Source organism: Kitasatospora sp. NPDC057595 (assembly GCF_042800875.1).
GTDB lineage: Bacteria > Actinomycetota > Actinomycetes > Streptomycetales > Streptomycetaceae > Kitasatospora.
The window spans coordinates 73,214-99,427 of sequence record NZ_JBHVGL010000010.1 but is presented as its reverse complement, the minus strand read 5'-3'; the positions used below and the strand labels follow the sequence as shown (position 1 = coordinate 99,427).

General features: G+C 72.0%; 26 protein-coding genes and 1 pseudogene. 16 read left to right on the top strand and 11 right to left on the bottom strand.

Annotation, left to right across the window (positions count from 1 at the left end; genetic code table 11):
* Positions 1–5: 5 nt before the first annotated feature.
* Both ACFU9E_RS17375 and ACFU9E_RS17370 read right to left on the bottom strand, forming a co-directional pair.
* On the bottom strand, positions 6–1,199 hold the full coding sequence (locus ACFU9E_RS17375) for a serine hydrolase domain-containing protein (RefSeq protein ID WP_380689785.1): 1,194 nt from the start codon (positions 1,197–1,199) through the stop codon (positions 6–8).
* A gap of 252 nt (positions 1,200–1,451) precedes the next feature.
* Positions 1,452–2,453: a LacI family DNA-binding transcriptional regulator gene (locus tag ACFU9E_RS17370; RefSeq protein ID WP_380686316.1), complete on the bottom strand. Its 1,002-nt coding sequence runs from the start codon at positions 2,451–2,453 to the stop codon at positions 1,452–1,454.
* A gap of 196 nt (positions 2,454–2,649) precedes the next feature.
* On the opposite strand from ACFU9E_RS17370, the gene ACFU9E_RS17365 reads away from it, so the two are divergent.
* From ACFU9E_RS17365 to ACFU9E_RS17340, 6 genes are all read left to right on the top strand, one after another.
* Positions 2,650–4,284, top strand: coding sequence for an ABC transporter substrate-binding protein (locus ACFU9E_RS17365; RefSeq protein ID WP_380686314.1), 1,635 nt, complete (start codon positions 2,650–2,652; stop codon positions 4,282–4,284).
* Between the two features lie 139 nt (positions 4,285–4,423).
* On the top strand, positions 4,424–5,371 hold the full coding sequence (locus tag ACFU9E_RS17360; RefSeq protein WP_380686313.1) for an ABC transporter permease: 948 nt from the start codon (positions 4,424–4,426) through the stop codon (positions 5,369–5,371).
* Positions 5,368–6,285, top strand: coding sequence for an ABC transporter permease (locus tag ACFU9E_RS17355; RefSeq protein WP_380686311.1), 918 nt, complete (start codon positions 5,368–5,370; stop codon positions 6,283–6,285). The genes ACFU9E_RS17360 and ACFU9E_RS17355 overlap by 4 nt, the downstream gene beginning before the upstream one ends.
* Positions 6,282–7,286 (top strand): ABC transporter ATP-binding protein, encoded by a 1,005-nt coding sequence (locus ACFU9E_RS17350; protein ID WP_380686309.1) that lies wholly within the window; start codon positions 6,282–6,284, stop codon positions 7,284–7,286. Before ACFU9E_RS17355 ends, ACFU9E_RS17350 begins: the two co-directional genes overlap by 4 nt.
* Positions 7,279–8,139: an ABC transporter ATP-binding protein gene (locus ACFU9E_RS17345; protein WP_380686307.1), complete on the top strand. Its 861-nt coding sequence runs from the start codon at positions 7,279–7,281 to the stop codon at positions 8,137–8,139. Before ACFU9E_RS17350 ends, ACFU9E_RS17345 begins: the two co-directional genes overlap by 8 nt.
* Positions 8,136–9,233 carry a C45 family autoproteolytic acyltransferase/hydolase gene (locus tag ACFU9E_RS17340; RefSeq protein WP_380686305.1) on the top strand — a complete coding sequence of 366 codons (1,098 nt, stop codon included), beginning with the start codon at positions 8,136–8,138 and terminating at the stop codon, positions 9,231–9,233. The genes ACFU9E_RS17345 and ACFU9E_RS17340 overlap by 4 nt, the downstream gene beginning before the upstream one ends.
* 697 nt (positions 9,234–9,930) lie before the next feature.
* On the opposite strand, the pseudogene ACFU9E_RS17335 reads toward ACFU9E_RS17340, so the two are convergent.
* Both ACFU9E_RS17335 and ACFU9E_RS17330 read right to left on the bottom strand, forming a co-directional pair.
* Positions 9,931–10,154 (bottom strand): annotated as a pseudogene (locus ACFU9E_RS17335) (transposase); the annotation flags it as partial.
* 676 nt (positions 10,155–10,830) lie between these two features.
* A complete protein-coding gene (locus tag ACFU9E_RS17330; RefSeq protein WP_380682866.1) occupies positions 10,831–11,388 on the bottom strand; it encodes an NUDIX hydrolase in 558 nt (185 codons plus the stop codon).
* A 385-nt stretch (positions 11,389–11,773) separates the two neighbouring features.
* Between ACFU9E_RS17330 and ACFU9E_RS17325 the strand changes: the two genes are divergently transcribed.
* A complete protein-coding gene (locus ACFU9E_RS17325) occupies positions 11,774–12,325 on the top strand; it encodes a hypothetical protein (protein ID WP_380682865.1) in 552 nt (183 codons plus the stop codon).
* A gap of 188 nt (positions 12,326–12,513) precedes the next feature.
* On the opposite strand, the gene ACFU9E_RS17320 is transcribed toward ACFU9E_RS17325, so the two are convergent.
* Complete coding sequence (locus ACFU9E_RS17320) at positions 12,514–13,185, bottom strand: restriction endonuclease (RefSeq protein ID WP_380715109.1); 672 nt, start codon at positions 13,183–13,185, stop codon at positions 12,514–12,516.
* Positions 13,186–13,393: 208 nt separating this feature from the next.
* Between ACFU9E_RS17320 and ACFU9E_RS17315 the strand changes: the two genes are divergently transcribed.
* Entirely contained in the window at positions 13,394–13,594 is a 201-nt protein-coding gene (locus ACFU9E_RS17315) for a hypothetical protein (protein ID WP_355375782.1), read from the top strand.
* 475 nt (positions 13,595–14,069) lie between these two features.
* Here the strand turns inward: ACFU9E_RS17315 and ACFU9E_RS17310 are convergent, their stop codons facing one another.
* From ACFU9E_RS17310 to ACFU9E_RS17300, 3 genes are all read right to left on the bottom strand, one after another.
* On the bottom strand, positions 14,070–14,432 hold the full coding sequence (locus ACFU9E_RS17310; RefSeq protein ID WP_380682863.1) for a hypothetical protein: 363 nt from the start codon (positions 14,430–14,432) through the stop codon (positions 14,070–14,072).
* 184 nt (positions 14,433–14,616) lie between these two features.
* Positions 14,617–15,195: a hypothetical protein gene (locus ACFU9E_RS17305; RefSeq protein ID WP_380682862.1), complete on the bottom strand. Its 579-nt coding sequence runs from the start codon at positions 15,193–15,195 to the stop codon at positions 14,617–14,619.
* A 316-nt stretch (positions 15,196–15,511) separates the two neighbouring features.
* Positions 15,512–16,006, bottom strand: a complete 495-nt coding sequence (locus tag ACFU9E_RS17300; protein ID WP_380682861.1) for a hypothetical protein — start codon at positions 16,004–16,006, stop codon at positions 15,512–15,514.
* 314 nt (positions 16,007–16,320) lie between these two features.
* Between ACFU9E_RS17300 and ACFU9E_RS17295 the strand changes: the two genes are divergently transcribed.
* From ACFU9E_RS17295 to ACFU9E_RS17280, 4 genes are all read left to right on the top strand, one after another.
* Positions 16,321–17,253, top strand: coding sequence for a class I SAM-dependent methyltransferase (locus tag ACFU9E_RS17295; RefSeq protein ID WP_380682860.1), 933 nt, complete (start codon positions 16,321–16,323; stop codon positions 17,251–17,253).
* Positions 17,250–17,792: a hypothetical protein gene (locus tag ACFU9E_RS17290; protein WP_380682859.1), complete on the top strand. Its 543-nt coding sequence runs from the start codon at positions 17,250–17,252 to the stop codon at positions 17,790–17,792. Before ACFU9E_RS17295 ends, ACFU9E_RS17290 begins: the two co-directional genes overlap by 4 nt.
* Before the next feature lie 221 nt (positions 17,793–18,013).
* Positions 18,014–19,078, top strand: coding sequence for a hypothetical protein (locus ACFU9E_RS17285; RefSeq protein WP_380682858.1), 1,065 nt, complete (start codon positions 18,014–18,016; stop codon positions 19,076–19,078).
* Positions 19,042–19,527, top strand: a complete 486-nt coding sequence (locus ACFU9E_RS17280) for a hypothetical protein (RefSeq protein WP_380682857.1) — start codon at positions 19,042–19,044, stop codon at positions 19,525–19,527. Before ACFU9E_RS17285 ends, ACFU9E_RS17280 begins: the two co-directional genes overlap by 37 nt.
* Positions 19,528–19,918: 391 nt before the next feature.
* Here the strand turns inward: ACFU9E_RS17280 and ACFU9E_RS17275 are convergent, their stop codons facing one another.
* Both ACFU9E_RS17275 and ACFU9E_RS17270 read right to left on the bottom strand, forming a co-directional pair.
* The gene (locus tag ACFU9E_RS17275; protein WP_380682856.1) at positions 19,919–20,407 is read right to left on the bottom strand and encodes a hypothetical protein; all 489 of its coding nucleotides are present in this window, start codon (positions 20,405–20,407) and stop codon (positions 19,919–19,921) included.
* The gene (locus ACFU9E_RS17270; RefSeq protein ID WP_380682855.1) at positions 20,308–20,781 is read right to left on the bottom strand and encodes a transposase; all 474 of its coding nucleotides are present in this window, start codon (positions 20,779–20,781) and stop codon (positions 20,308–20,310) included. Before ACFU9E_RS17270 ends, ACFU9E_RS17275 begins: the two co-directional genes overlap by 100 nt.
* A gap of 352 nt (positions 20,782–21,133) precedes the next feature.
* On the opposite strand from ACFU9E_RS17270, the gene ACFU9E_RS17265 reads away from it, so the two are divergent.
* From ACFU9E_RS17265 to ACFU9E_RS17255, 3 genes are all read left to right on the top strand, one after another.
* Positions 21,134–21,769 carry an RNA polymerase sigma factor gene (locus ACFU9E_RS17265; RefSeq protein ID WP_380682853.1) on the top strand — a complete coding sequence of 212 codons (636 nt, stop codon included), beginning with the start codon at positions 21,134–21,136 and terminating at the stop codon, positions 21,767–21,769.
* Positions 21,766–22,827, top strand: a complete 1,062-nt coding sequence (locus ACFU9E_RS17260; RefSeq protein ID WP_380682851.1) for a CU044_5270 family protein — start codon at positions 21,766–21,768, stop codon at positions 22,825–22,827. Before ACFU9E_RS17265 ends, ACFU9E_RS17260 begins: the two co-directional genes overlap by 4 nt.
* 490 nt (positions 22,828–23,317) lie before the next feature.
* Positions 23,318–23,818 (top strand): tetratricopeptide repeat protein, encoded by a 501-nt coding sequence (locus ACFU9E_RS17255; RefSeq protein WP_380682850.1) that lies wholly within the window; start codon positions 23,318–23,320, stop codon positions 23,816–23,818.
* A 698-nt stretch (positions 23,819–24,516) separates the two neighbouring features.
* On the opposite strand, the gene ACFU9E_RS17250 is transcribed toward ACFU9E_RS17255, so the two are convergent.
* Complete coding sequence (locus tag ACFU9E_RS17250; RefSeq protein WP_380682849.1) at positions 24,517–25,182, bottom strand: hypothetical protein; 666 nt, start codon at positions 25,180–25,182, stop codon at positions 24,517–24,519.
* Between the two features lie 673 nt (positions 25,183–25,855).
* On the opposite strand from ACFU9E_RS17250, the gene ACFU9E_RS17245 reads away from it, so the two are divergent.
* On the top strand, positions 25,856–26,131 hold the full coding sequence (locus ACFU9E_RS17245) for a hypothetical protein (RefSeq protein ID WP_380682848.1): 276 nt from the start codon (positions 25,856–25,858) through the stop codon (positions 26,129–26,131).
* Positions 26,132–26,214 lie beyond the last annotated feature (83 nt).

The window sequence follows — 26,214 nt, the reverse complement described above, 5'->3', positions numbered from 1 at the left end:
CGGGGTCAGCGGCACAGCGCCTCGTCGACCGCCTGCGCGATGTGGTCCATGGTGTCGCCGTCGGGGATCGTGGTGACGGCGATGTTCACGGCGCGGCCGTCGTCGGTGGTGCCGCCGGCGGTGTAGTAGCCCGGGATCGTTCCGCCGTGTCCCCAGGCGACGCCGCCGCAGGACAGCGGGCGGCTCACCAGGCCCAGTCCGTAGCCCATGGCGGGGCCGGCCGCCTCGGCGGGGTCGGCCGCCCGGGCGGGGACGGTGGTGCGCATCTGGGCGAGCTGGGCGGCGGGCAGCAGACGGCCTTCCAGCAGCGCGCCGTAGAACCGGGTGATGTCGGTGTTGGTCGAGACGACCGCGCCGGCCGCCCAGCCCCAGGCCGGGTCCAGTTCGGTGTAGTCGCGCAGCGACCCGTCGGCGGCGCGCTGGTAGCCCTGGGGGTGGGCCTCGTGGATCGTCGTGTCGCCGGGGAGGGGGACGTAGGTGTGGCGCAGGCCGATCCGGTCGATGACGCGCCTGGTGACCTCCTCGCCGAAGGGGCGTCCGGTGACCTTCTGGATGATCAGGCCCGCCAGCAGGTAGTTGGTGTTGCTGTACTCCCACTGGGCGCCGGGCGCGAAGTGGGCCTTCTGCGCGAGCGCGGCGTCGAGGAGTTCACGCGGCTCGTAGTAGCGGCGGGGGGCGTCGAGTATGACCTCCTTGTCCAGGTAGTCGGGCAGGCCGCTGGTGTGCTGGAGCAGTTGGCGGACCGTGATGGTGCGGCCGTCGATGCCCTCGCCGCGCAGGAGGCCCGGCAGGTAGGTGTCCACGTTCGTGTCGAGGCCGACCTTGCCCTCGGCGACCAGCTGCAGGACGACGACGGCGGTGAAGGCCTTGGTGTTGCTGCCGGCCCGGATCTGCCCGTCGACCGGCACCTTGGCCTTGGTGGTCGCGTTGCCGACACCGGCGGTGTAGGTGCGGGTGCGGCCGTCGCGGCCCTTGACGGTGGCGAGGGCGGCGGGCATTCCGTCCTGCTCGACCAGCGCATCGAGGCGCTGCTGCACGGCGTCGGGCCGCGGGCCGGCGAAGGCCGCGGACGGTGCCAGGACGCCGGCCGCCACGGCGCCGGCCACGGCTGCGGCGGTCACGGCGGTCACGGCCGCCGCCCGGCGCCGGCCACCGCGCGGGCGGTTGGGAAGGTGGTGCTGCGGTGCGTGCTCGTTCACGGGAAAGCCCCTTCTGGGTAGGGCGCCGGAGCTCTTCTCGGCGCCCTCCAAGAGGACCATCCGACGGACCGTCAATCCGTCCGCGCGAAGGACGAGACCGCACCCGGGAACGTGGTCCGGGCCGTGGCCGGGCACGGGAGCGTACTCCCGGGGCCGCCTCGGCGGAGCACCCCCGAGGCGGCCCCGGTGGCCCTGTGGCCCGCGGCGTCGGAAGGGTGGAGGCGGGGGAGGGCCGGGGGCGGGGGGTGGTGGTCAGTGCGGGCGGGCGGTGGACTGGCGTTCGTGCAGGGTCGCGGGCACGATCCTCGGTGCTGCCGATCCCGGTTCGCCGGCGAGGCGTTGGAGCAGGAGCTCCATGGCGAGCCTGCCGGTGGCCTCGGGGGAGAGGTCGAGGGCGGTGATGGCGGGAGTGGCGAACCGGGTCTGCTCGCTGTCCGATCCCGCGGCGATGAGCAGGCGGTCGGGAATGTCCCAGCCGAGGGCGATCGCGGTGCGGGCGATGCTGGCGGCGTGGCGGCCGGTGCTGGCGAAGACGGCGTCCGGGGGGCTGGGGCGGGACAGCAGCAGTGTGCCGATCTCGGCGCCGGCCGTCTCGCCGCGTTTTTCGGGGACCCGTTCCAGGATCGGTTCCTGGCCGTGTTCCCGGGCCCATGACAGGTAGGCCTCGACCGTGTCGTGGTTCCAGGCGTTGTCGTCCGTGCCCGCGACGACGGCGATCCGGCGGGCGCCGCGTTCGAAGAGCAGGTCGAGTACGCGCCGGGTCTCGGCGCGGTTGTCCGTGTCGGTCCACCAGATGTGTTCGGGGCGGGCGGGGTCGCGGCCGGTGGAGACCACGGGCAGCCCCCGGTCGAGGAGTTCGGCCAGGACCGGGTCGCCGACGAACGGGTCGACGACGATACCGCCGTCCAGGTTCATGGCGGCGGGGACGGACCGGCGCGTGAGGTCGGGGACGAGCATGAGTCCGAAGCCGTGGTCGAGCGCCGCGGTCGCGGCGGCTCCGGCCAGCCGCACGAAGTAGTCCACGCCCTGCAGTGTGTAGCCGATGGCGTCCAGCGGGCGGATGGCCAGCGCGATCACCCCCGTGCGGCCGCCACGCAGACTCTGGGCGATGGGGTTGGCCTGGTAGCGCAGTTCGGCGGCGGTGCGCAGGATGCGCTCGCGCGTCGCCGCCGCCACCGAGCCCTTTCCGTTGAGCACATGCGAGACGGTGGTCGCCGACACACCGGCCGCCCGCGCCACGTCGCGGATCGTCACTCTCCCCGACGGAGCCATCACGCGTTGTCCAGCCTTTCCGGATGTTGGCAAAAAGATACCACCAAAACGATTGACCAAAACGTTTTGGTAGGTGAGTCTACCGGTCTGAGTTGTCCACTCCCGCTGGATGCGGACCCCCACGTGCGCCCATCGTGGCGCCGCCGCATGCCCGGGGACAGGCCAGGAAGGACCGGAAGTGCGCAAGAGAGCGTTTGTCGCCGTCGCGATCGCGGGCGTGATCTCGCTGGCCGGGTGCGGAAACCCGGCGCAGTCATCGAGCGCCGACCAGGGCGCGGGCGCGGGAACGCGCGTCGACACCCCCGCCGCCAGGGCCGAGGTGGACCGGGTGACCTGGAACGTTCCCTACGGCGAGCCCACCTCGCTGGACCCCCTCAAGTCCTACAACTACCCGGAGAACGAGGTCCTCTCGAACCTCTGCGAAAGCCTGATGCGGATCAACCCCGACTTCTCGGTCACCCCGGGACTGGCTGAGTCGGCGGAGCACCCCACACCCACCACCTGGGTGTACAACCTGCGCAAGGGCGTGCGGTTCTGGGACGGCCAGGAGATGACGGCCGACGACGTCGTCTTCAGCCTCAAGCGCCACCTGGACCCCGCCGAGGGCTCCTTCTGGGCCGCGGACATGCTCACCGGCAACATCGCGGGCGTCGAGAAGACCGGCGACCTCCAGGTCACCGTCACCCTCAAGACACCGGACGTGGTCATCAACGACTACATGGCGACCCCACTGGGCGCCGTCACCCAGGCCGCGTTCACCCAGCAGGCCGGCACCGGGTTCGGCACCCCGGACAAGGGCGTCATGTGCACGGGCCCCTTCCAGCTCAAGTCGTGGGAGAAGGGCTCCCAGATCAGGCTGACGCGCAACGACGCGTACTGGGACCAGACGCTCAAGGCGAAGGCCAAGGAGTTCGACTTCCGCTTCATCACGGACCCGGCCACCCTCACCAACGCGCTGAAGACCGGCGAGATCGACGGCACCTACGACGTGCCGACCGACGCCGTCGACCAGCTGTCCAACGCCACCAACGGCACCCTCTACCTGGGCAGGTCCATGCAGATGGTGGCCGTCATCGGCACCGGCGAAGGCCCCTTCGCCGACCCGCGGCTGCGCACCGCCCTGCTGATGGCCACCGACCGCGAGGCCATCGGCAGGACCGTCTTCGCCGGCACCGCCACGCCCCTGCGCTCCGTGGTGCCCCCGGGCAGCTACTCCTACGGGTCCGCCGCGTACGAGAGCGCCTACGACAAGCTGCCGCCCACCACGGTGGACATCGAGGGCGCCAAGAAGCTGGTCGAGGAGGCCGGAAGGCCCAGCGGGCCGATCACCATCGCCTATCCCAGCGAGCGGCGCGTCTACGAGGACCTCCTTGCCGAGGTGCAGAGCGCCGGCAAGAAGATCGGACTGGACGTCCAGCCCAAGGGCGTCCCGAGCGCACGGTACGGCGCCTTCTTCTCCGACGCCGAGGCCCGCAAGGGCTACTCGGGCTTCATGACCACGAACTACTTCGACGTCGCCGAGCCGCTGGCCTTCCTGCGCAACCGCATCGACCCCGGATCCCCCGAGAACTACGACAAGTTCTCCGACCCCGAGATCACCGCGCTGGCGGGCCAGGCCTCCGCGGAGAGCGACGACACCAAGCGGGCCGAGCTCACCGCCCGGATCGAGACGAAGTACATGGCCAAGACGCCGTGGCTGCCCATGGTCGCCCCCTCGACCCGGCTGTTCATGAACAGCCGGATCACCGGAGCACCCGCGTCCTTCGTCTACCTGTACCACCCGTGGGCCGCGTCCGTGGGTTCGGCCAAGTGATCCCGTAGCACCCGGCGCGCGCCACCCTCACCCCTCACCCTCACCCTCATCCCCCACCCGCTGCCCCTCCACCACGCTCCGCCCGGGGGCGCGGCCCACGCCCGGCCGCGCCCCCGCGACCCCCACACAGGAACAGCCCATGCTCGGATTCCTCGTCCGACGCCTGCTCGGGCTGGCCGCGACCCTGATCGTCGCCAGCTTCCTCGTCTTCGGTGCGCTCTACCTCGCACCGGGCAGGCCGGAGACCTTCCTCACCCAGGGGCGTTCGATCAGCCCCGAGACCCTCGCCTCGATCCGCGCCCAGTACCACCTCGACGACCCGCTCCCGGTGCGCTACTGGGACTGGATCACCGGAGTGCTCCACGGCGACCTCGGCCAGTCCCTGGTGTTCCGCCAGGACGTGGCCGGCCTGCTCGCCCCGCGGGTCGGCTCGACCCTGCTGCTCACGCTGTACGCCGCCGTGCTCATCGTCGTGTTCGGCGTGCTGGTCGGCGTGGTCTCCGGGCTGCGCGGCGGCCGGCTCGACACGGCGGCGCTGATCGTCACCAGCACGGGCTTCGCCGTCCCCACCTTCTTCGCCGCCCTGCTGCTCATGGACCTGTTCGCGGTGCAACTCGGCTGGTTCCCCGTGTTCGGATCGGGCGAGGGCCTGACCGACCGGCTCTGGCACCTCACCCTGCCCGCGATCGCGCTCGCCATCCCCTCGGGCGCGGTGGTCGCCCGTATCACCCGCACCGCGATCACCGAGGAGAAGGACTCCGAACACGTCACCACCGCGGTCGGCCGCGGACTGCCGCGCTCCCTGGTGGTGCGTCGGCACGTGCTGCGCAACGCACTCCTGCCGGTGACCACGATCGTCGGCGTCAACATCGCCGCCCTGATCGCCGGTGCCACCGTGGTCGAGAAGGCCTTCGCCCTCGACGGCCTCGGCTCCGCGCTGGTCGACGCGGTCAACCAGAAGGACTTCGCCGTCGTCCAGGCCATCGCGCTCGCGCTGGTGGCCGCCTTCGGCCTGGTCAACCTGGCCGTCGACGTGCTCTACGCATGGCTGGACCCGCGGTTCAAGCTCGGAGGGAAGCGCTCATGAGCGACGACGTCAACACCCTTGGCGGCGCCACCGCGACCCCCGCGGCCGAGGAAGCCCCGACCGCGCGCGCCACCGGCCGCCGCAACCCGCTCCGGCGCCTCGTCGCGCGCGTCGGAATCGCCGGCACCATCGCCGCCGCCGTCATCGCCCTGCTGGCCGCCATCGCGATCCTCGCCCCCTGGATCGCCCCCTACGACCCGTTGCAGGTCGACCTCGCCGCCACCTATCAGCCCCCCAGCGCGCAGCACCTGCTCGGCACCGACAACTCCGGCCGCGACCTGCTCTCCCGGCTGATCTGGGGCGCCCGGACCAGCCTCCTGGGCCCGTTCATCGTCGTCACCGTCACCGCGGTGCTCGGCACCGTCCTGGCCCTGACCGCCGCCTGGTTCGGCGGCCGCGTCGACGACCTCGTCTCCCGCCTGCTCGACCTGCTGTTCGCCTTCCCCAGCCTGCTGCTCGCCATCATCGTGATCGCGCTGTACGACCGCGGACTGCTCCAGGCGTCCCTGGCGCTCGCGGTGGGCTTCACCCCCTACACCGCACGCGTGCTGCGCAGCGTCTCCCTGCGCGAACGCATGCAGCCCTACATCGCCTCCGGAGAGATCCAGGGCTTCTCGGGCTTCGGCATCTGTGTGCGGCAGATCCTGCCCAACATCACCCCCCAGATCCTCACCGGAGCCACCATCAACTTCGGATCCGCCATGATCGAACTCGCCGCGATCTCCTTCCTCGGACTCGGTGTCCAACCGCCCACGGCCGACTGGGGCCTGATGGTCTCCAGCGGCCAGGCCTCCCTGGTCAAGGGCTTCCCCCAGCAGTCCCTCTACGCGGGCCTGATGATCGTCATCACCGTCGCGGCGTTCAGCGTCCTGGGCGAACGCCTCGGCGGACGCAAGGCAGGAGGACGCGCGTGAACCCGCTGCTGCGTCTGGACGCCCTCCACGTGACGCTCGACGTCGACGGTGAGCGCCGCCCCGTCCTGCACGACGTCTCGCTCGACGTCGCCGCGGGCGAGGCCGTCGGCCTGGTCGGCGAATCCGGCTCCGGCAAGTCGATGACGGTGCGCTCCATCCTGCGCGTGCTCCCGCGCGGCGCCGAGACCTCGGGGCGCATCGACTTCGACGGCACCGACGTCCTGTCCATGCCCGCCAAGGACCTGCGCAGGCTGCGCTCCCACGATCTCGCGGTGATCCACCAGGACCCGCGCGCCGCCATCAACCCCGTGTCGAGCGTGGGCGACTTCCTCGTGGAGGCGCTGGTCGCCAACCACCGGGAGAATCCCCGCCGGGCCCGCACCCGCGTCCAGGGCATCCTGTCCGACGTCGGCATCCCCGACGCCGCGCGCCGGATGCGCCAGTACCCGCACGAACTGTCCGGCGGGCTGCTGCAACGCGTCGTCATCGCGGCCGCGATCGCCACCCGCCCCCGGATGATCCTCGCCGACGAACCCACCACCGCCCTGGACGTGACCACCCAGTCCGAGGTGATGGGCATCCTCGACGAGATGCGCCGCGAACACGGCCTCGCCATGCTGTTCATCACCCACGACCTGGAACTGGCCGGCGCCGTGTGCGACCGCATCGCGGTCATGTACGCGGGCTCGATCGTGGAGGAGAGCGAGCCGCAGGCACTCGAAGACCACCCCAGACACCCCTACAGCCGGCTCCTGCTGGACTCCCGGCCGCGCATCGACCAGGCCGCCGACCGCCTGGAAGTCATCCCCGGACGGCCGATCTCGGCCTTCGAGGTCGGCCCCGGCTGCGCCCTGGCACCACGCTGCCCCCACGCCGAGCCGCGGTGCACGACCACCGTCCCGGCCCTGCGGCCGACCGGCGGGGGACGGGTGAGGTGCCTGCGCAGCGAAGAGATCGAGCCCGTTCTGCGACGTTCCGGCACGGAGGTGCGCGATGCCTGACCACACCCCCGTCGTCGAGGCGGCCGACCTGCGCAAGGTCTTCCGGGTCCGGCGCCCCGAAGGCCGCGGCCACACCGACTTCACCGCCGTGGACGGCGTCGGCTTCCGGGTCCGGGCCGGAGGAGCGCTCGCCATCGTGGGGGAGTCGGGCTCCGGCAAGTCCACGGTCGCCCGGATGCTGGTCGGCCTGGAGACCCCGACCTCCGGCAGCATCACCGTCCTCGGCCGCCCCCGCACACCGGGACGCGCCGGCACGGCCGAACGACGCCGGCGCGGACGCGAGATCCAGATGGTCTTCCAGGACCCCTACGGATCCCTCAACCGGCGCAGGACGGTGCGCGACGCCCTGGGCGAGGTGATCGACCTGCACTTCAAACCCGCCCGCGGCGAACGCGAGGAGCGGATCACCCGCCTGCTGGAGGACGTCGGCCTCGACGAGCGGCAATCGCGCGCGCTGCCCTCCGCGCTGTCGGGCGGGCAGCGCCAGCGGGTCGCCATCGCCCGCGCCCTGGCGGCGGAACCCCAGGTCCTGGTCCTGGACGAATCGGTCGCCGCCCTCGACGTCTCGATCCAGGCCCAGATCCTCAACCTGCTGGCCGACATCCGCGAACGCACCGGCCTCACCTACCTGTTCATCAGCCACGATCTGTCCGTCGTACGGCAGATCAGCGAGGACGCGATCGTCATGCGCAAGGGCCGGATCGTGGAATCCGGCCCCACCGCCCGCATCCTCGACGACCCGCAGCACCCCTACACCCGGATGCTGCGCCGATCCGTGCCCGGTCCCGGCTGGAAGCCGCGGCGAATGAGCCAGGACGAGCGCCGGGCGCTCGCCATGGAGGAGACATCGTGACCACCCCTACGGTCTTCCGATCGGCCAAGGCGGCCCCCGGCGACCGCGGGCAGCGCCTGGGCAAGGCCTTTCCGCAGCGCATCGGGCAGGTCAGCGCCTTCTACGACCGGCTGTTCGCCGCCTCGGGCGCCGCGCCCGAGGACGTCACCGACTGGAGCCTGCGGGCCTTCGAGCACATCGGCGCCTGGGCCCCGGACCTGGCCGAGGAGATCGACGGCATGGCGAGCGGCGCGGGCCTTCCCCTGTGGCGGATCGCCGCGCTCAACGCCCGGACGGAGATCCTCGGCCGTTTCGGCCGCGCGCAGCACCCGGAGTGCTCCACGCTCGTGTACGCGCCGCACGACGGCCGCCCGCCGGTCACCGCGCAGACCTGGGACTGGCACGACGGCATGCGCGACGGCTGGTTCGTCTGGACCATCGAGCACCCGGACGGCCGGGTCGTGCACACGGTGACGGAGTTCGGCATCGTCGGCAAGATCGGTGTCAACACGGCGGGCCTGGGCCTGCACTTCAACATCCTCGGCCACACCTCCGACAAGTCGCCCGCGCCGGCCGGCTCGTGGATACCGGTACACGTCCTGGCACGGCGCGTGCTCGACACCTGCACAAGCACCTCCGAGGCCGTCGAACTGGCCACCGCCACACCGGTGGCGGCCTCCAGCTCACTGACGTTCGCCGGCCACGCGCAAGGGCGGAGCACCGCCGCGGCGATCGAACTCAGCCCGGCCGGCTCGGCACTGCTGCGCCCGCGCGAGGACGGCTTCCTGCTGCGGACCAACCACTTCGTGGAGCGGGCGCTGGCCGGCGGCGAGGCCATGGGAGTCGAGGACCCGGGCACGTACCGGCGGATGGAGGTCCTGCGGCAGCGCACGGCGACCCTCACCGGAGCGGACCGGGAGGACCTCGTCGAGGCCCTCACCTGCCACGCGGAGGAGGGCGCGGAACTCTGCTGCCACGCCCAGCCGGACGCGGCGCTCGGCAAACGCTGGGAGACGCTCGCCACCGTGTCCCTCGACATCGCCGGGGGAGGACTCGTCGCCCACGCGGGCGGACCCTGCACCTTCCACCTCGCGTCCCGGGCCGAGGTGGCCTGACGCGACACCGGGGGCGGGCCCCGCCAGGCCCCGGCCCCCCACCGGCCGGACCGCGGCCCCCTTCGGCCCGCCGAAGGGGGCTCTTCCCGTCCGATGGCGACGTAGCGAACGCGGAGTCGGTCTCGGCTCACCTGACGACCACACAACCGCACGAGATGGGCGTGGACGCCGGGGTGTTCGCCGACTTCGCCGACCCTGTCGAAGAGCGCCTCGTTCACGGCCGCGCCGCCCCCGCCGCGCCGCCACCGCGGCGACCCGCTCGCGCTTTTCCACCGCGGACCTCGCTCCAGGGCTGCCCGCTCAAGGCAAGCGCACCCCGTGGAGCCGGCCCGCACCCGGCTCCACCGTCGGGAAGACGCAGGCGCTTGGCCCGATCGGGGGTGACGGCCTCCGGGCCGTTGCCGGAATATTCGGTGCGTGGCGTGGCATCAGGAGTGTGTCGGGCCTTGGGCGGCATCCACGCCGCCGGGTTGGCCCACCGGGACCTGAAGCCTTCGAACATCATGGTGACCATCGACGGGCCGAAGGCGATCGCCCTCGGTATCGCGCGCTCTGGACTCCGTCGACGGCGGTCTGACGAGTACGGGTGTGGCGATCGGCTCGCCTCCCTTCATGTCACCGGAGCAGATCCGCGGTGAGAGCCTGACTGTGGCGAGCGACGTCTTCTCTCTCGGGTGCGGTGCTCGCCTTCCCCTCCTCTGCGCCGTGGCCGGCCGCCGTGGCCGGCCACGGCGGGGACCTTCGCGAGCAGGGGCAGCAACTGGGTGACGTCGTCGCGGTTGCCGCCCGTCAGTGACACCGCGAGCGGGATGCCCCGGCCGTCGACGAGGATGTGGCGCTTGCAGCCCGGTCGCGCGCGGTCGACCGGGCTCGGCCCGCCTTTGGGCCTCGTCGGGCGGCCCGGACGTGGGTGGAGTCGATCCAGGCGAAGTGCCCCGAGCGAATCGAGGGACGCACGACCTGGAGGAGCGGGGGACACCGGGACACGCTCGGGCAGCGGGTGGGCCGGGTCGACCCCGGCCTCAATCGAGCCCTGACCGGCCCGGCCCCGGCCTGCACCGGCTGCCGCAACGGCCTCCCCTTCGCCCTTCCCCACTCCGGGACCCCGCGCCACTTGCCTTCCCGGAGCACCGGGCACGGGTGGCAACCGGGTCACCATCGCGGACCACCGGACTGGGCCCTGGCTGGGCGCGGCGTGCTCCGCCCCGGCACCCGTGGCCAGCGCCAAGGGCTGTGCTGGACCAGCCCCTGCCGCCTGCCCTGCGCCGTCGGGCCACTGTCAGGGCCGTGGCCGGCCCCGTCGTCGGCCCGTCACTGCACCGGCCGGACCGTGGCCGGTCCGGCCGGTGCAGTTGCCCTCGGTGAAGGTGGCCGGTGCCTGTGCCTGTGCCGGGCTATGGTCGCCTGCCGTCCTGGCCTGCCCCGATCGCCCTGGCCTCTCCACCCACTGAGCAGTTGCCGACGTCACCGCCCACCTGACGAAGACCTTGGGGTCACCCCCGCGCCTGCGGGGAGGACGGTGCAGGGCTGACGGCGGTCTCGGTGTTGAGGGGCTGGCGGGCTGCGTCGATCGACGAGGAGGCTTGGACAGGCCAGGTCAGGGGCTGGTGGTGGCGAGACGGTGCGGCCCGAGGTAGTAGGAGAGGGCGGCGTGCGAGGGCCCGTCGGACACCTCGCCATCGACCAGGAGCTTGACCACCTCCGTCTCCGGCAGCCACTCCACCCGGGCGGCCTCGGAGATGTCCTGCGGTTCGCCGATCCGTGTGCACCCGGTGATGTGGTACGCGCGGAAGTGCGCGTCGCTGATTCCCGCCATGGCGTCGTACTCGGTCATCAGCTCGACGTGGCCGGGCCGCCAGCCGGTCTCCTCCTCGACCTCGCGGGCGATCGCGGCGGCCGGCTCCTCTCCGGGGTCGGCCCACCCGGCGGGCACCTCCCAGCCCCACCGGCCGGTGATGAACCGGTGCCGGTGGATCAGGAGGAAGTTCCCCTCTTCATCGGTGACGACGGCGGTGGTGGAGGCCCGGGGCATGCGGACGACGTGGTGCTCGGTGCGGCCGGTCCCGGGGATGTCGACGTCATCGAGCCACAGCTCGACCCACGGCGAGCCGTACACCTGTCGCCGCCCGTAGACCTGCCACTCCGATCCCGGCACCGGGTCCTCCTCACGCGCGTGCGAGCTGGTGCCCCGACTCTCTCACGCGCGCGGCCAGTTCCAGGACGGGCCGCTCGGCCGCCCACGGGGCGAGGATCTGCCGGAGCGTACGGGCCTGGAGCATGAGCGGCTGAACGACTGAGGTCCCTGCGAGGTCGAGGGCAGTGCACCGCCCCCGGCGCCGGCCGCGGCCGCCCTCGCCCCTGGACGCGATACGCCACGCCGCGCGGTGGCCGCCACTCGGTGAGTCGGGCGGATGAGGAGCGGTTCCCCCGCCAGGGGGAGCCGGTCCCTCCCTGCGGCGGAGGCCGCGACCGGGGGTGAGGCGGGAGATTGGAGGCAGTCGGGAAGAGCCCGACTCCCTTCTACCCGCTGAGGATTGACCATGCGAAAGCTCACCACCGCCATCGCGCTCACCACCGCGGCCGTGGCCCTCGCGGCCGGGACGGCCGGCACCGCCGCGGCCGCGCCGGCCACCCCCCTACCGGCCCAGCACCTCTCGCTGCACAGCTGGACCCTGCTCAACGAGCACGGCCCGGGCCCCAACCCCGGCGAGCGGCTCACCGCGCAGGTCAGCGCCCGTACGGTCGACGGCCACTCCCGGGGACACGTCGTGGTGCAGCACGTGTTCGAGAAGAGCGGCACCACCCGGGCCGAGTTCGACGTCGACTGCCTGACCGTCGACGGGAACGGCGTCATCACCGTGACCGGGCCCATCTCGCAGATCGTGATCACCCCGCTTGTGGGCGAGCCGTACCTCTTCGAGGAGGGGCGGCACCCCGAGGCCGGCCTCACGTTCTACCCGACCGACGAACAGGGCGAGCGCCGGGTCGGCTTTAGCCGGACCGACCCCCAGATGCACTCCGAGGTTGTCAAGTGCGGCGCGGTTCCGGCCGGCTTCTGGGTCATCGGTGGCGGGACCTTCCTGCGCCGCTAGGAGCGCGTTCCTATGACCGGCAACCCACCTGTGTCTCGTCATCTTCCGTACGGGATGATCCCGGCATGCGTGGTCCGGAAGTGTACGCCCGCAGCCTCCCGCCCCTGTCGGCCGGGACCGCCAGGAACCGGAGCCCGCGGTGGCCCTGACCGCGGGCACGCCCCGCCGGGGGTTCGACGGTCGGGGTGTCAGTGCCAGGGGGGTCGGCCGGTGCCCTCGGCCCACAGGGCGAGGGCGCGGTGGTCGGTCATGCGGATGCCGACCTGCGTGCAGAACGCGGCGGCGGCCTTGGTGAACGTGCTGGTGGTGACGACGACGGCGAGGTCGCAGCCGTGGATGTCGCGGTAGGTGCCGTTGACCTTCTGGACGTCCTGCGAGCCGACCAGGGTCTTGGGCCCGTAGCGCTTGGCCTGGATGAGGATGCGCTGCCCACTTGGGGTGGTGGCCAGCACGTCGGCGGCCAGGTCGCCTGATCCGCCGACGACGGTCACCCGCGTGCAGCCGTCGCGCCGACACAGGTCGGCGAGCGCGTGTTCGAAGGCCTTCGGGCTCATGGTCATGAACGCGCCGATGTGCCGCAGCTGCGCGGTGCGTGCGTGGTGGGCGCGGCGGTCTGCGGCGGCGCGGGCACGCACGGTGGCGACTGCGGCGGTCAGGGCGATCGCGATGATGCCGGTGAGGGCGAGGAGGTGGTGGGCCAGCCATTGGACGGCGACGATGGCCAGGGAGAAGGCGACGAGGGCGCCCCCGCCGAGCAGGACGGCTTGGTCGCGGGCCCGCTGGCCACGACGGCCGCGGCGGGCGATGGTGGTGCGTCGGCGTGCGGGCCTGCGGGCCACGGTGTTCCCCTCCTGGTCCACGGTGTGGCGGTGAGCCTAGGGGTGGCCGGCGTCGTCACGTAGGGGAACCGGTAAATCACGGGGCCGGCGGTGGCGACTTGACCGGATCCAGATGGTGGGAGGCCGAACGGCCTGCGCCGGTGCGGCCTGTTTTCCCGATCCGGGCCCGCCGTCGGCGGACTTCTGGCATCCTCGCCCAGAGTTTTCGACATGTGACACAGGGTGGGCTTTGCAGTACACGATCAGCGCGAGCGCGTTCCTCGCGATCATCATCATCGTCCGCCTGCGCAGGCGGACCGAGGCCCGCTCCCGCAACGACGAACTGGTGACTGTGCTGAGCGCCGTCACCCTCGGGGTGCTGATCGCCGCCACCCCACTGGGCCAGGGCATCCACCAGCTCGTCGAAGCGGTCGTCAGGGCCCTTCAGTGACCGCGCCGGGCTGGCGGCACCCGCTCCGGCGACTTCACCACCGGGGCGTCGAGAAGACACTCGCACCGGCCGTCGTGCAGGCAGCGGACGACCTCGGTGTTCCACTCGACGGCGCCAGGATCCGCGCCGCACCCACTTACGAGCCGGTAGGGCCGGGCGTGTTCGCCTTGCCGGCAATCCTGACCGGAGCCCTCTGCCATTCGCTCGCTCTGTACAACGAGTCGGGGTGTACCCCGGGAGGCCGTCTGCCCCCGGAACAAGGGGCATGCGTGCCCGGGGCCAACGTAGGGTTCGGCCTGCTCGGTATCACAGGGTTCGTATTCCTCGTCGTCGCGGCTGCGGTGGTGACCTCCATCCGCGACGGACAGCACATCAACCCGACCTGCCGGCCGCTCTGCAAGGCGTTCGACCTCCTGCGAGCCGCTGCGGGTCGCCATCAACGACACCACCGCGATGTTCGGCACGGGCAAGGAACTCAAGGCCACAACGACCCGGCACATCGAGCGGGTGGAGGCTGCCCTGGGGCCTGGCTGCCGACGACCTGCTCGTCGACAGGCAGGCGGCGGCCCGGAAACTCGGCGTTCTGGCCGCCGGCATCTCCAACAACCTCGCGCACGACCGCTTCACCGGCCTGCCGCCGGAGGCCACTTTCCCTGCTGCGGCTGCCCTGGAACCGGACCGTCTCGATGGCAGGCGGCTGATGAAGGCATGCCGCCTGGCCGGCATCCTCGTCTTCGTCCTGGCGGTGGCCCTGGGCCGGTTCGGTGACGAAGCGGTGATCCTGGTCCCGGCCGCGATGGCTGTCTGGCCCGTGTTCTCGTTCCTGCTCCTGTGCCACCGCCACGGCCTGGCCGAAGCCACCCGACCCACCCGCGTCGTCCGCTTGCTCCTGCCCGGCAGCGCCGCCCACCGGGGGGTGAGACCGGCCGCCCCGGGCCCGAGGTGTTCTTCTTCTGGGCCAGTCGGCGGGGTACTGCCTCGGTGCCGTGAGTCGGTCCGGCCTGTGTCCCGGGCGGGCCGCCCTATGCCTTCGGGATGGAGAAGCCGAAGGGCAGTTGGCGCATGAGGTGGTGGTAGCCGGTGGCGTCGCGGACCAGGGATTCCAGGTGGAGGACGGTGTGGATGGTCGCGAGTTCGCTGTCGGTGGGGTCCATGGTGTGCTGGCGGGAGCCGGGGACCGGGCGGGAGCCGGCCAGCGCGTTGCGCAGGGCCGAGGTGTTGATCCCGGGCAGGGTGCCGGCTTCGGCGGCGGCGAGGGCGGTCCGCAGGGTGTCCATGCTGGTGCCGCGGACCTGGATCCGGGTCGGGCCCGGTGCTGGCTCCGGCTGGGGTTCCGGCTTTGTCTGGAGGGCTCGGAAGGCCAGGGCGGTGCGGCCGAACCAGGTGATCCGTGCTGCCGAGTTCGGGTGGGCGCTGTCGGTGGCGAGGGTGTCGAGGACGTCGTCGCCGGCGAGTTCGCACAGGCCGTGCTCGCTCAGACCGCGCGTGATGCTTCTGGCGCGGGACTGCTTTCCGAGGAGCTGTGTTCCGGTAGTCCAGTTGTCCACATCGTGGCCTGCCAGGTCTTCCAGCACGGCCCACTCGTCCTGGCGGAGCGTCACAAATCCCTCCCGCAGAGTTACGTCCGCGCGTCATCCTGCCAGGACCTCCGCTGCGTTGTACGGCGAAGTCCACAGGTCACGCTCGGCTGGCCGGTGCACACGCGCAGTCCTCCACCTGGCCTTCGAACGACCACTCCAGCTGGTCGGCTGCCCCCGTGCATGCGGGGGGATTACGAGCACACCGAGGAACCGTCCAGATGTTCCGGCTGACCCCCGCGCCTGCGGGGAGGACCTCGTATCTCTGAAGTGCTCCGCCGCTGATGCGGAAGCTCGTCTTGGGCCTTTGCGCTTGCTCGCGGTGAAGGAGGCCGGCAGCTCAGTGTCCCGGTCCGGCCGGTATCGACCGTTGAGCGGCGGACAGCCGGGACTTGGCGATGCGGCGGGTGCGGCCACTCTCAGCCAGAACCTCCAGAACGGTCACGGCTGAGGACTTCTCGGCTGTGCGAAGCTGTAGCCAGTTGGAGGCCGCGAGCAGGCTCTTGGTGTCCCACGGCTCGTCCAGGGTCATCGCCCGCAGCAAAGTCCACTCGTCGAGGCGTCGTGTGGAGAAGTCGTCCACCACAACGGCGTCGGCCATTTCCAGGTACCAGGAGGGATAGCCGGGATCCGCGAGCAGTTCAGCGGCCCGTCTGTCGAGGTACTCGCAGACGGCACTGTTCGCCATCCCTTTGTCGGGATCGGTAAGTACTCGGGCGACAAGGGCAACGGCATCCACCAGGGCCACCTCGTCGAACGCCCTCCGGTAGCGAGCAAACCGCACGTGCTCGTCCGGGTCCCAGCCCGAATCCGCAGACACCGCGCCGCTCGACATCACCGTCGCCCCTCTCAACCAACTGGTGGATGGAAGCCTGCCACAACCGTGGCACCCCTGATGCATGTCGAAGCCCGGCAGAGACCCGTTCGGGTTCGGCGAGACCGGGCACGTTCATCGGTACGTGCCTGAGCGCGTTCACACAAGCACCGACACCTGTCGGCGTGCTCCGGAAACTGCTCCGCAGGGTACAGAGCGGCGTGCACCACTCGAAACGTGTCCGTGGAGGGGCGTTGAGCGGAGGCCGCTGCTTGGCGTGGCGCCCGGGCTCGGCGGGAAATCGAGCCTCGTAGCGGCATCGTAGAGTGCTCCGGGTGTCTCCGCTTGAGATCTCTGACCTGATTACCGCAGTCGACCCGGCCACCGGACGACGGCTGCCGGTTCGGCGTGCCGAGGTCGTTGAGCGGCTGCGCGCGCACGGCGACCAGCGGGCCGCGAGGATCGTGGCGGGGCTGCCCGCCGACCAGGACGGAGTGTTGGACGGGGTCGCCGTGGACCGGCTGCTGATCAGCGTGCACACCGAGCTGCAGCGCCTGAGCGAGGAACTGCGCATCGGCGAGCGCCTCGTCCACCTGCTCTGCCCGCTGTTCACCGCGATCCGGGCCTCAGGTGTGCCGGGGCCGTATCGCCTGGTCGACATCGGCTGCGGGCTGGGCTACCTGGTTCGTTGGCTCGCGGCCACCGGCGCCCTTGCTCCGGACGTCGAACTGCTGGGGGTCGACCTCGACGCGGCGCTGGTCGGCGAGGCAGGGCGTTTGGCCCGGGACGAGGGGCTGCGCTGCCGCTTCGTCCACGGCGATGCCTTCGCGCTGCCGGAGGCCGCCACCGTGTACGTGTCCACCGGCGTGCTGCACCACTTCCCCGAGCCGGCGCTGACGGAGTTCTTCGCGGCCCAGGGAGCCTCCCCTGCTCTGGCGTTCTGCCACTACGACATCGCCGCGACCGGCCTCGCCCCTGTCGGCGCGTGGATGTTCCACCGCGCCCGGATGCGCCACCCGCTGGGACGACACGACGGCGTCGCCTCCGCCCGGCGGGCCCACAGCGACGAGACCCTGCTGCGGGCCGCCGCAGCCTCGGGCATGCGGCCACTGCTCTACGAGCCCCGACGCATCGCCAACCCCTTCTGCACCACCCTGCGCCCGGTCAGCGGGCTGCGCCCGCACCTGGAAGCACCCCTGCGCCAGGCCCTTGGCCGCTCCTCCCGCCGGCTCCTGGGCCCCGAGCAGCTCGCACAGGCCGCCCCATGACACCCGCCCTGCCACTGGCGGTACTCGGCGCAGTCGACGCGGCATTCAGCGGCTTCCGCGCCTATGCCGGCTGCGACGCTCGCATCCGCAAGCATCGGGCCACCACGCGCGCCGCCCTGCGCGGACTGGCCGTCGGGACCGTCCTGTTGCTCGCCCCCGCAGTGACCGCCGTCCTCCATCTGCTCACCGCCACCGACCCGCAGCGCGCCTACGCCACGCTGACCGCCGGCAGCTGGGGCTACCTGCTCCCGCTCACCCTCTACGCCACCGCGGTCCTCCTCTCGCTCGGCGCCTACTTCCTCCTGCCGTTCCGCGCCGGCACCCTCGCCGTGGTCATCGGACTCGGCCCGCTCACCCTCCTACGCCCACTGGCCATCGCCGCCGCGTGCCTCGGCGCGCTCCTCAACGGTGGTGGCTGGGCCTCCCTCCTGGTCGGTGCAGTGGCCGGCACAGCGATGCTGTCCGTCGAGCCCCTCGTCCACCACCGCTGGTACCGCCCCGCCCACACCACACCCGGCAACGCCGTCGCCGAGCACTGATGGCGTTCCTCGCCACCTCCGGACCTTGGCGGCAAGGTCACCCCACCGACCGGCCGACCCAGCACCGGGGCGACTGCTCGCCCTTGTCGTCGTTCTCGGTCCCGTGCTCACCTCACCGCCGTGACCGGCATCGCGGCGCTCACCGATTTGCCGGTACGGTGCCGTATCACCTGCTGTTCACATTGCCGCGGGGGTCGCACGGGCGCACCGAGGGGATCAGTGTGGCGACGATCACGGTGGACGTGGCAGTTCCCGACGCGCTGCGGCCGGTCGTGGATGTGGCAGCGTTGCCGGCGGCCCTCGGTGACGCGGGGCCGGCGTGGCTGGTGCTGTCCGGGGACGGACGGCTGGCGCGGTGGACGCCGACGACCGGCGAGGTGCAGGACGTGGCCCGGTGTCGGGAGGAGAGGCTGGCGTCCGAATACGGTGGCGGTGTTCGACTGCGGCTTCATGTGTCTCGATGTGGCCGTTGGGCGGCGGTGGTTCAGGACCGCGGTCGGTACGGCACCGTCGTCGATCTCACCACCGGTTCGCCGGCGTTGAAGTTGGACGGCGGGGACTACGGCTGTGAAACCGTCCCGTTCGCGTTGGCGTTCACCGAGCACGGTGGCCGGCCGGTTGTCGTCCATCGCACTGCCTGGAACCGGTTGGATGTCACCGATCTCGCGTCCGGCGAGGTGCTCACGGCGCGGGACAGCCCGGATGGAGACGAGGACGATGCGGAGCACGACCTCGACTACTTCCACGGCGCGCTGTCGCTGAGTCCTGACGGGACTCGTGTCTACGACGGCGGTTGGGTGTGGCAGCCGTGGGGGATGCCGGCGGTGTGGAGCCTGACCGCCTGGCTGCACGACAACCCGTATGAGTCCGAGGACGGGCCCAGCTATGCGGTGTATCCCGCGGTCTCGGAGTGGAACTGGCCGGTGGTGTGGATCGACGACGGGCGGATCGCCGTGTATGACCGGGACGATGCCGGCAGCGGTACCGTCCACGTCCTCGACCCCACCTCGATCGAACTGCGCTCGCCGGGCGTCCGATGGATCAAGGCGGTCGCGACGTTCCCCTGGCCGGTCGGCGATCTCGGCTTCTTCACCGACGGAGAGCATCTGCTGATCGCCGACGAGGCCGGTCTGCAGGGCGTCGACATCATCAGCGGACAGCAGGTGTTCGCGATCGACGGGTTCCGCCCGGCGCGTCAGGATCGACATACCGGAACGCTGATCCAGGTCGGCAGCGCCACTGCCCGGTTGTGGACGCCGCCGAAGTGGACTGCGCGCGCCGGCTGAGCTGCCATTTCCTGCGAGGTGCCGAGCGGGAGAACATCCGCGAGTCCACACGGGAAGGGCTCGACACCGCCTCTCGCAAGGGCAAGCACGGCGGCCGACCGCCGGTCATCACCGACGACATGCTGCACATCGTGCTGCGGCGCCGTGCGAACGGCGAGTGCGTCGAGCAGATCCAGCCCGACCTGATCATCCCCACCGGCAAGCGCAAGGGGCGCAACCCCTCGGTGGCCGGCACCTACCGGGCACTGGCTGAGCATGCCGAACGCGAGGCGTACCCCGAAGCTGCCGAGAAAGCCCCCGCCGACTTCGCCGCAGCGTCGGTTTCCGCCCGGTGTGCCGGTGCGGAGGTCATCGTGGGCGGCCCGCCCCGGGGCATGAAGCTGATGAACCAGGAGAAGCTCTCCCGGCCGCTGCGGTACCGGATCGACTGGGCGGAGCCGGCCGCCTGACGGCCGGCCGGAGGGGACTCGATGGTCGGACCTGTGGGTGGGCGGGGTGGTGTCGGCGCGACGGCCGGCAGCAAGTCGATCGACACGGCACGACACGCCGGTGAGCGGAGCGGTTCGGCCGTCGGCGGCCAGTCACCCGGTGGATGCAGCAGATCGGGGGACTGCCGAGCGGGAAGTCGGCGCCGAAGCGACTCGGGGTCGTCCACCGTAAGACGTTCGCCGCCCCGGAAGGGCTCGTGCCGCGTGGACCGAGGACGGGACCGCCCGTGCCCGGCTGAGCCCCGTGCGCGGCGCCCCGCCGCCCTCCCGACCCGACGAGCCGGGGACCCGGCAGCCGGCACGTCCGCACGGCCCTTGGCGCATGCCGGTCGGGACGGCCTGTCGGAGGGCGTCAGCGCTGCTCGACCGCCGGCTGGTCGGTGGCGCCGACGACTCGCGCCAGCTCGCCTGCCGATTCGGGGGTCAGGCGGTAGAACCCCTGGAGGCTGATGGAACGTTCGAGGCGGCCGTCCACCACGTACTTCAGGCCCCGGGTCCGGCCCCGGAGGTTGCGCCAGGTCAGCCGTTCCAGCAGGTCGCCGGGTACCGGGGTCTCGAAGTCCACGGGCGTGGCGTCCACGTGCACGGGTGCCGCGCCGCAGCCGGCGGCGCCGAGCATCGACCAGTCGTCGTGGCCCGGGAAAGCGGGATCGTTCCACGTCACGGGCGCGGTGCCGCAGCAGTCGCGGCGCTCCCTGTCGAGCACGCGCATCCGGCTCACCACGAACACCTCGCGCCGGTTCACGTGCAGCGCGTACACCTCGTCGCCGACCCGGGCTCCCGACCAGGACGGCAGGGAGGTGTGCACTCCGCTGTAGGCGACCGGCGGCCGCTCGCCCACACGTCCGGCCCGGCGCAAAGCACGGCAGGTGTCATGAGTCCACAGGACGGTGAAGGCATCAGGCATGCCGTGATCGTAGGAACGAGGTCCGACATTCCCCGGCCGGACCTTTCCGGGACTGGCCGAGCTCCGGTGGCGTGGGGCAGATCGCTTGCCGGAGGACAGTCCGGTACTGATCGGGTACGGCGGCGGCGAGCAGCCGGGAGCGGACGGTGGTGGCGGCCTCCCGGGGCGGCGGGTCCTCTGGAGGAGCTGGAACAGCGAGTCGAGGGGGCGAGGCCGGTGTAGGAGGCGAGGTGGGCGGCGCTCGGGAACGCGCTCGCGTCGCCGACGTCGATCAGGACGCGGGCGCAGGTCCGGCGGGCGTGGGTCATCGCGACAGCCGCCCGTCGGGTCTCTCGCCGGGCAGGGGCCAGTGGTGCCGGCGGGCGGCGGTCTCCCGCAGTGCCCGGCGGGCCCGGCCGGGGCAGGCCGGCCTGACGCGGTGGTCGTGGTGAGCGCGCGGGCCGGCTCGCCGTCCGGGTCGGCGCCGAACGTGTGGGCCCGGCCGGCAGCTTGGCCGGGGACGTCCTTGTCCAGGCTCTCTTCAGGGGGTGCTTCCCGCGGTGCGAGGGGGCGGGTATGTAGGATCCGGGTTTCTGGGCCGGGCCTCGCACCCACCCTCGCCGGCCCCGGCCGGTGACCTGTGTCACGGGAACCGGTGTTTCGGCCCGGACAAGGCATGACGTGAACCATCCACACTCCCGGCTGCGGGCCGGGAATCCCGAAGCGTTCCGCGACCTGTTCCGGGACCACTCCTGCCTGGTCTACGGCCACGCCGTGCGCGTGACCGGGAACTGGGCCCTGGCCGAGGACGTGGTCTCGCTGACCTTCCTGGAGGCCTGGCGCCTGCGCGGCAAGCTCCGCGACGAGGGCGACAGCCCACGCCCCTGGCTGATGGGCATCGCCGTGAACGTGCTGCGCAACACGACGCGAGCCGCCCGCCGCCACAGCGCGGCCATGTCCCGTGTGCCCGCCGCCGACGCGGTCCCCGACTTCGCGGACGAACTCGTCGGCCGCATGGCCGACTCCGAGGAACTCGCGGCCGCCCGCAAGGCCCTGGCGCGCCTGCGGCGCCCGGAACGCGAGGTCTTCGCGTTGTGCGTCTGGTCCGGGCTCGGCTACGCCGAAGCGGCGACCACCCTCGGCGTGCCCGTCGGCACCGTGCGCTCGCGTCTGTCCCGCGCACGCACCCGGCTGCGCAAACTCGCGGACGAGGAACTGCGCGCCACGAAGAACAACACGGAACCCCTCCGGCCCCCCGGACAAACACAGGGCAGCCGCGACACCGCGGCCCGGCCGCACAAGGAGACGCACCGATGATCCGCAACCCGCGGCGGCGCAACGAACCGCTCGACCACGCGGAACTGGCCCGCCTCCTGCCCGCGCCGGCCGACCCCCGCCTGGCGGCAGACCGCCGGCACCTGCTCGAGGACCACCTGATGAACGAGATCCACCACTCCGCCCACACCCCCGCGCCCTCCCCTCCACGCCGCCCGCTGCGCCGTGCCGCCCTGATCGCGGTGCCGGTCGCCGCGGCCGCGGCCCTGGCCCTGGTCGTCTCCTCGGGCGGCTCGCCCGGCACCACGACGGTGGCGGCTCCGCGGCTGGTCAAGGCTCCCGTCGTGCAGATCGAGGAGGGGAGCACCGTCCAACTCGCCTCGACGGTCCGCGAGATCGCCGCCGCCGCAGCCGCGACGGCGAACGCCACGCCCCGGCCCGGACCGGGCCAGTACATCTACATCAAGAGCCGGGTCTCCTTCATGGCCTCCAGCCTCAACGCGGACACGGGGGAGTCCGCCACCTGGGTCCAGCCGCTGCACGACCGTGAGGTGTGGAAGTCCCCCGACGGCACCAAGGGCTGGCTGGACGAGCCGGGCTACCAGGACAAGGGCGGTATCACGCTGGACAACGGCGATCCCCGCAAGCAGCAGACCTACCAGTGGCTCGCGACCCAACCCACCGACCCCGAAGCGCTGTTGAAGTTCGCCTACTCGACGGTGAGCGGCACCCGCGACCGTGACCAGCAGGCGTTCAACGAGATCGGCTCCGTCATCCGCGAGCAACTCGTGCCCGCCGGCCTCGCCGCCGCGCTCTACGAGGCGGCCGGCAGGATCCCGGGCGTCGTGGTGGTCGAGCACGCGCAGGACGCCTCCGGCCGCGACGGGATCGCGCTGGCGCGTCTGGACCCGCAGACCGGCGAGCGGTCGGAGTGGATCTTCGACCGGGACAGCCACCAGTACCTCGGCAGCCGCGGCGTGCAGATCCGCGAGGTCAACGGCGTCAAGCCCGGCACCGTCGTGGAGCGCACGTCCATCGTCACCCGCGCGGTCGTCGACGCCAAGAACCAGCGCCCCGGGGCCGGGCAGGCCACGGCCTGACAGCCCGGTACCGGCCGGGGGTGCCGCCCCGGCCGGTGCCGCCGGTGATCCGCGACCGCGACCGGCGGTTCGCCACGACCGGTGAACCGGACCGCCGGCCTTGAGTCACGCCCAGCAGCGTGCCGGATGCCACACACCTCTTCGCGTGGGGCGGTGGTGCGGCGTCGCGCTTCCCCGCCCGCCACTCGCCGCGTACAGGGCCTTGGCCGAGCACGCCCAGTCGAAGTTCCGGCTGTGCGCGAGTTCCAGGAGCACCGCGCCGAAGCCCGGCCCGTACCGGTGGCACGGCCGGTCGATCCCGCCCCGTCCCTCCCGCGGCACGAGGGGCCGGGCCCGGAGCACGTCCGGCAGTGGGCGCGGTTCTCGGCGTGACCATCGTGCCGTGGACGACGTGGCTGACCGCCGAGTGTCGAAGTGCCGCTTCCCCTTTCGTTCCCCCCGCCTTCCCGCCTGGTGAGAAGCCGCCCGCGGGCTCTGCGACGATGTGCGCATGAGCACACAGACCAAGGAAGCCGGCCTGTCCGAAGTCGCCCGCCTGCGCGGGGAGGAGCGCTTCGAGGAAGCCCGCTCACGTCTGCTGGAACTGTCCGCGCGCTTCCCGGACGACGCCGAGATCGCCTACATCACGGCATCCGTCCACGACCGGATGGGCCTGGAGGCCGAGGCCGTCGCCTTCTACGAACGCAGCCTCGCCACCACCGGCCTGTCCGAGGAGGACCACCGCGGCGCTCTCCTCGGCCTCGGCAGCACCTACCGCGTCCTGGGCCGCTACCCGGAAGCGGTCGACACGCTGCGCGCCGGCGTCCAGCGCCACCCGAACGACGGTGCCCTGCGCACCTTCCTCGGCATGGCCCTGTTCAACGTCGGTGACCACCACGGCGCGATGAGCCTGCTGCTCGACCTGCTCGCCACCACCAGTGAGGACCCGGACGTGCGGCGCTTCCGCCGCGCCATCGAGTACTACGCCAAGGACCTGCACCACACCGCCTGAACGCGCTCGCAGCGGAGCCACCGCCTCCGCTGCGACGCCCCCCGGCCCGCCGTCGCCGACCCGCGCCCCCGGCGCGCCCACGAGGACCTGCCGCCCCCGGGCACGGCCGCCCCGCCCCGGCCGGCCGCACGACACACGCCGAGCCGACCCCCCCGGCCCACCCGTCGGCACCGGGGTGGACGGTGTCTTCGCGGCCGTGGCCAGGTACGGGGAAGGGCACTCGGTTTTGCCGGAGGAAGTCCGGCGCCACCGCATCCCCGGCGTCCGAGAACGGACAGCTCGGTGCGCCGCGGGCGGCACGAGCGCGGTCCGCTGTCGGCGGGCGGTGACCGTGCCGGCTGCGGCCGGCGTGCCCCGCGCGGGGGCGGGGCCGATCAGCCGGAGTCCGTGCCGGGGGCGTGGCGGGTGCGGGCCCGGCGGGCGGGCGGGTGCGGTGAGCGTGTGCCAGAACTGCGGTGCGGGGTTGGCGGATCCGCCGCTGCGGGGGCCCAGTGAGGCGATGATGAGGGCGGTGGCCAGACCGACGGCGTACGGCAGCAGCGGCAGGGAGGACGGGCGGCGCAGGAAGGCGCCGATCAGGAGGGGGGATCCGGGCGGCTGGTCCGCATGAGGGGTGACCTCGATGTATCCGTGTGGGCAGGACTGCGGGGTGGGGAACCCGGCAGCGCGAGGGGTTCCCCACCGCCGTTCGGCCGTCGTCATCGGGCCGCGTGCGCGGCCTCCAGCCAGTTGAGGAACTCGCAGGCGAAGTGCCACTGGTGGCCGGTGAAGACGTGCTCGGGGGCGCTCGTGGGGAACTGGATCGTCAGGCGGATGCGCAGGCCGCGCGGGCCGTCGCCGAACTCGTGCATGACACGGCAGATCTCGGTGCCGTCCGTGAGCCGTCCGGTGCCGCCGATCCGCACGGGGTAGGTCTCGTGGCCCTCGTCCGCGATCGCGACGCCGTCGTGGAAAGTGAGGAAGAAGCGCAGCGGTCCGGAGCCGATGGTCTCGATGATCTCGACCACCCCGTCGGCGGAGTTGGCGAGGTAGTGCTCCGGGTTGGCCGCGAGCAGAGCCGTCCGGTCGCCGCTCGCGAGCCGGCCTTGCCACCAGGTCAGGAACTCCTCGGCGGTGATCCCGCCGATCTCCAGCTCGGTCACGGCGGACCGCCAGGCACCGCCCGAGGCGCCGGGCAGCGGGGCCATGATCCCGTCCGCCGCCCGCAGATCCTCGGCGAGCAGTTCGCGCATGGACTCGTCGCGGATCCGGTTCTTGAGCAGGGCGAGCGCGTTCCGCGCGCGGTCCAGTTCCCACTGGCGGATGTCGTCCTGCGAGTACTCGGTGCCGTCGATCACGGTCCGGACGGTCAGCGCGCCGTTCATGGCGTGCCCCTTTCGATGAGAAGGAGCCCTTAAGTGGAGACTTTTTCTCCGATTCTAAGACGATAGCATAGACGGAGAGAAACTCTCCGGTTCGAGCGGGTTCATGGAAGGCGGCACATCATGTGGGCGGACGCGGCACGCAGCAGGCGACGGATCCTCGACGCGGCCCGTGACGTCGTCGGGGCGGCGCGATGCCCCGTGGCGTCGCGCCGCTGTTCCAGGACGGGGCGGGGTGCGGGTCCGGGACCCGGCCCTGGAACTGCCCGGCCGTCAGTACAGACTGGGTGCGGAGTCCAGAGGGGTTCCGCAGGCGGCCGACCATTGCGGTGAGGAGGTCGGCGACCTCCGCGGAGGTGTTCGCCTGTCCGTAGGTGTAGAAGTCCGGGCGCACGAGGATCGCCTGAGCGTTCGAGGGGGCGAGTCATCGGTTGTACATGCCGTCGAAGTCGACGTAGGAGCCCGGGAACTCCACGGGGGCTTTGGAGATGTGGACCACGTTGATCGTGAGGAAGCCGGAGAGCGCGTCGGCCTGGGGTTCATCCTTCCGATTCTCTGACCGGCCGCCCGCCTCGGCCGTGTCGACCCAGGGCGCAGCCCGCCCCGGCCGGCCACAGCGACGGATCCGCCCCGAACGGCGGATCCGTGGCCCAGCCCCCTGAAGGTGCCTCAAGGCATGTTCTCCACCTTCGATCTGGAGCTCGCCTGGATCGGCCTCGGCGGCGCCGTCGTGCTCACGGCCGTTCTGCTGGTGACCGACGAGCTGCGCGGCGAGCGCGTCGTCTCCCGGTGGAAGCCTTCCTGGCTGGCCTGGCTCGCCGTCGCGATGCACCTGGTCCACATCTTCGACGAGTCCGGCATCGCCGCCGATGGTGCCCGGCACGCTTTCCCCGACTCGCTGTGCACCACGCTCGGCCAGGGCGAACTTGAGAGGAACCCGCCCTCGGCTTGATCGCGGCCGGGCGGATCGACATCGTTCAGGGCAACGGTCTTCCGGTACTGGCGGGAGAATCCGGGTGATCGGAAGGCGGCTCG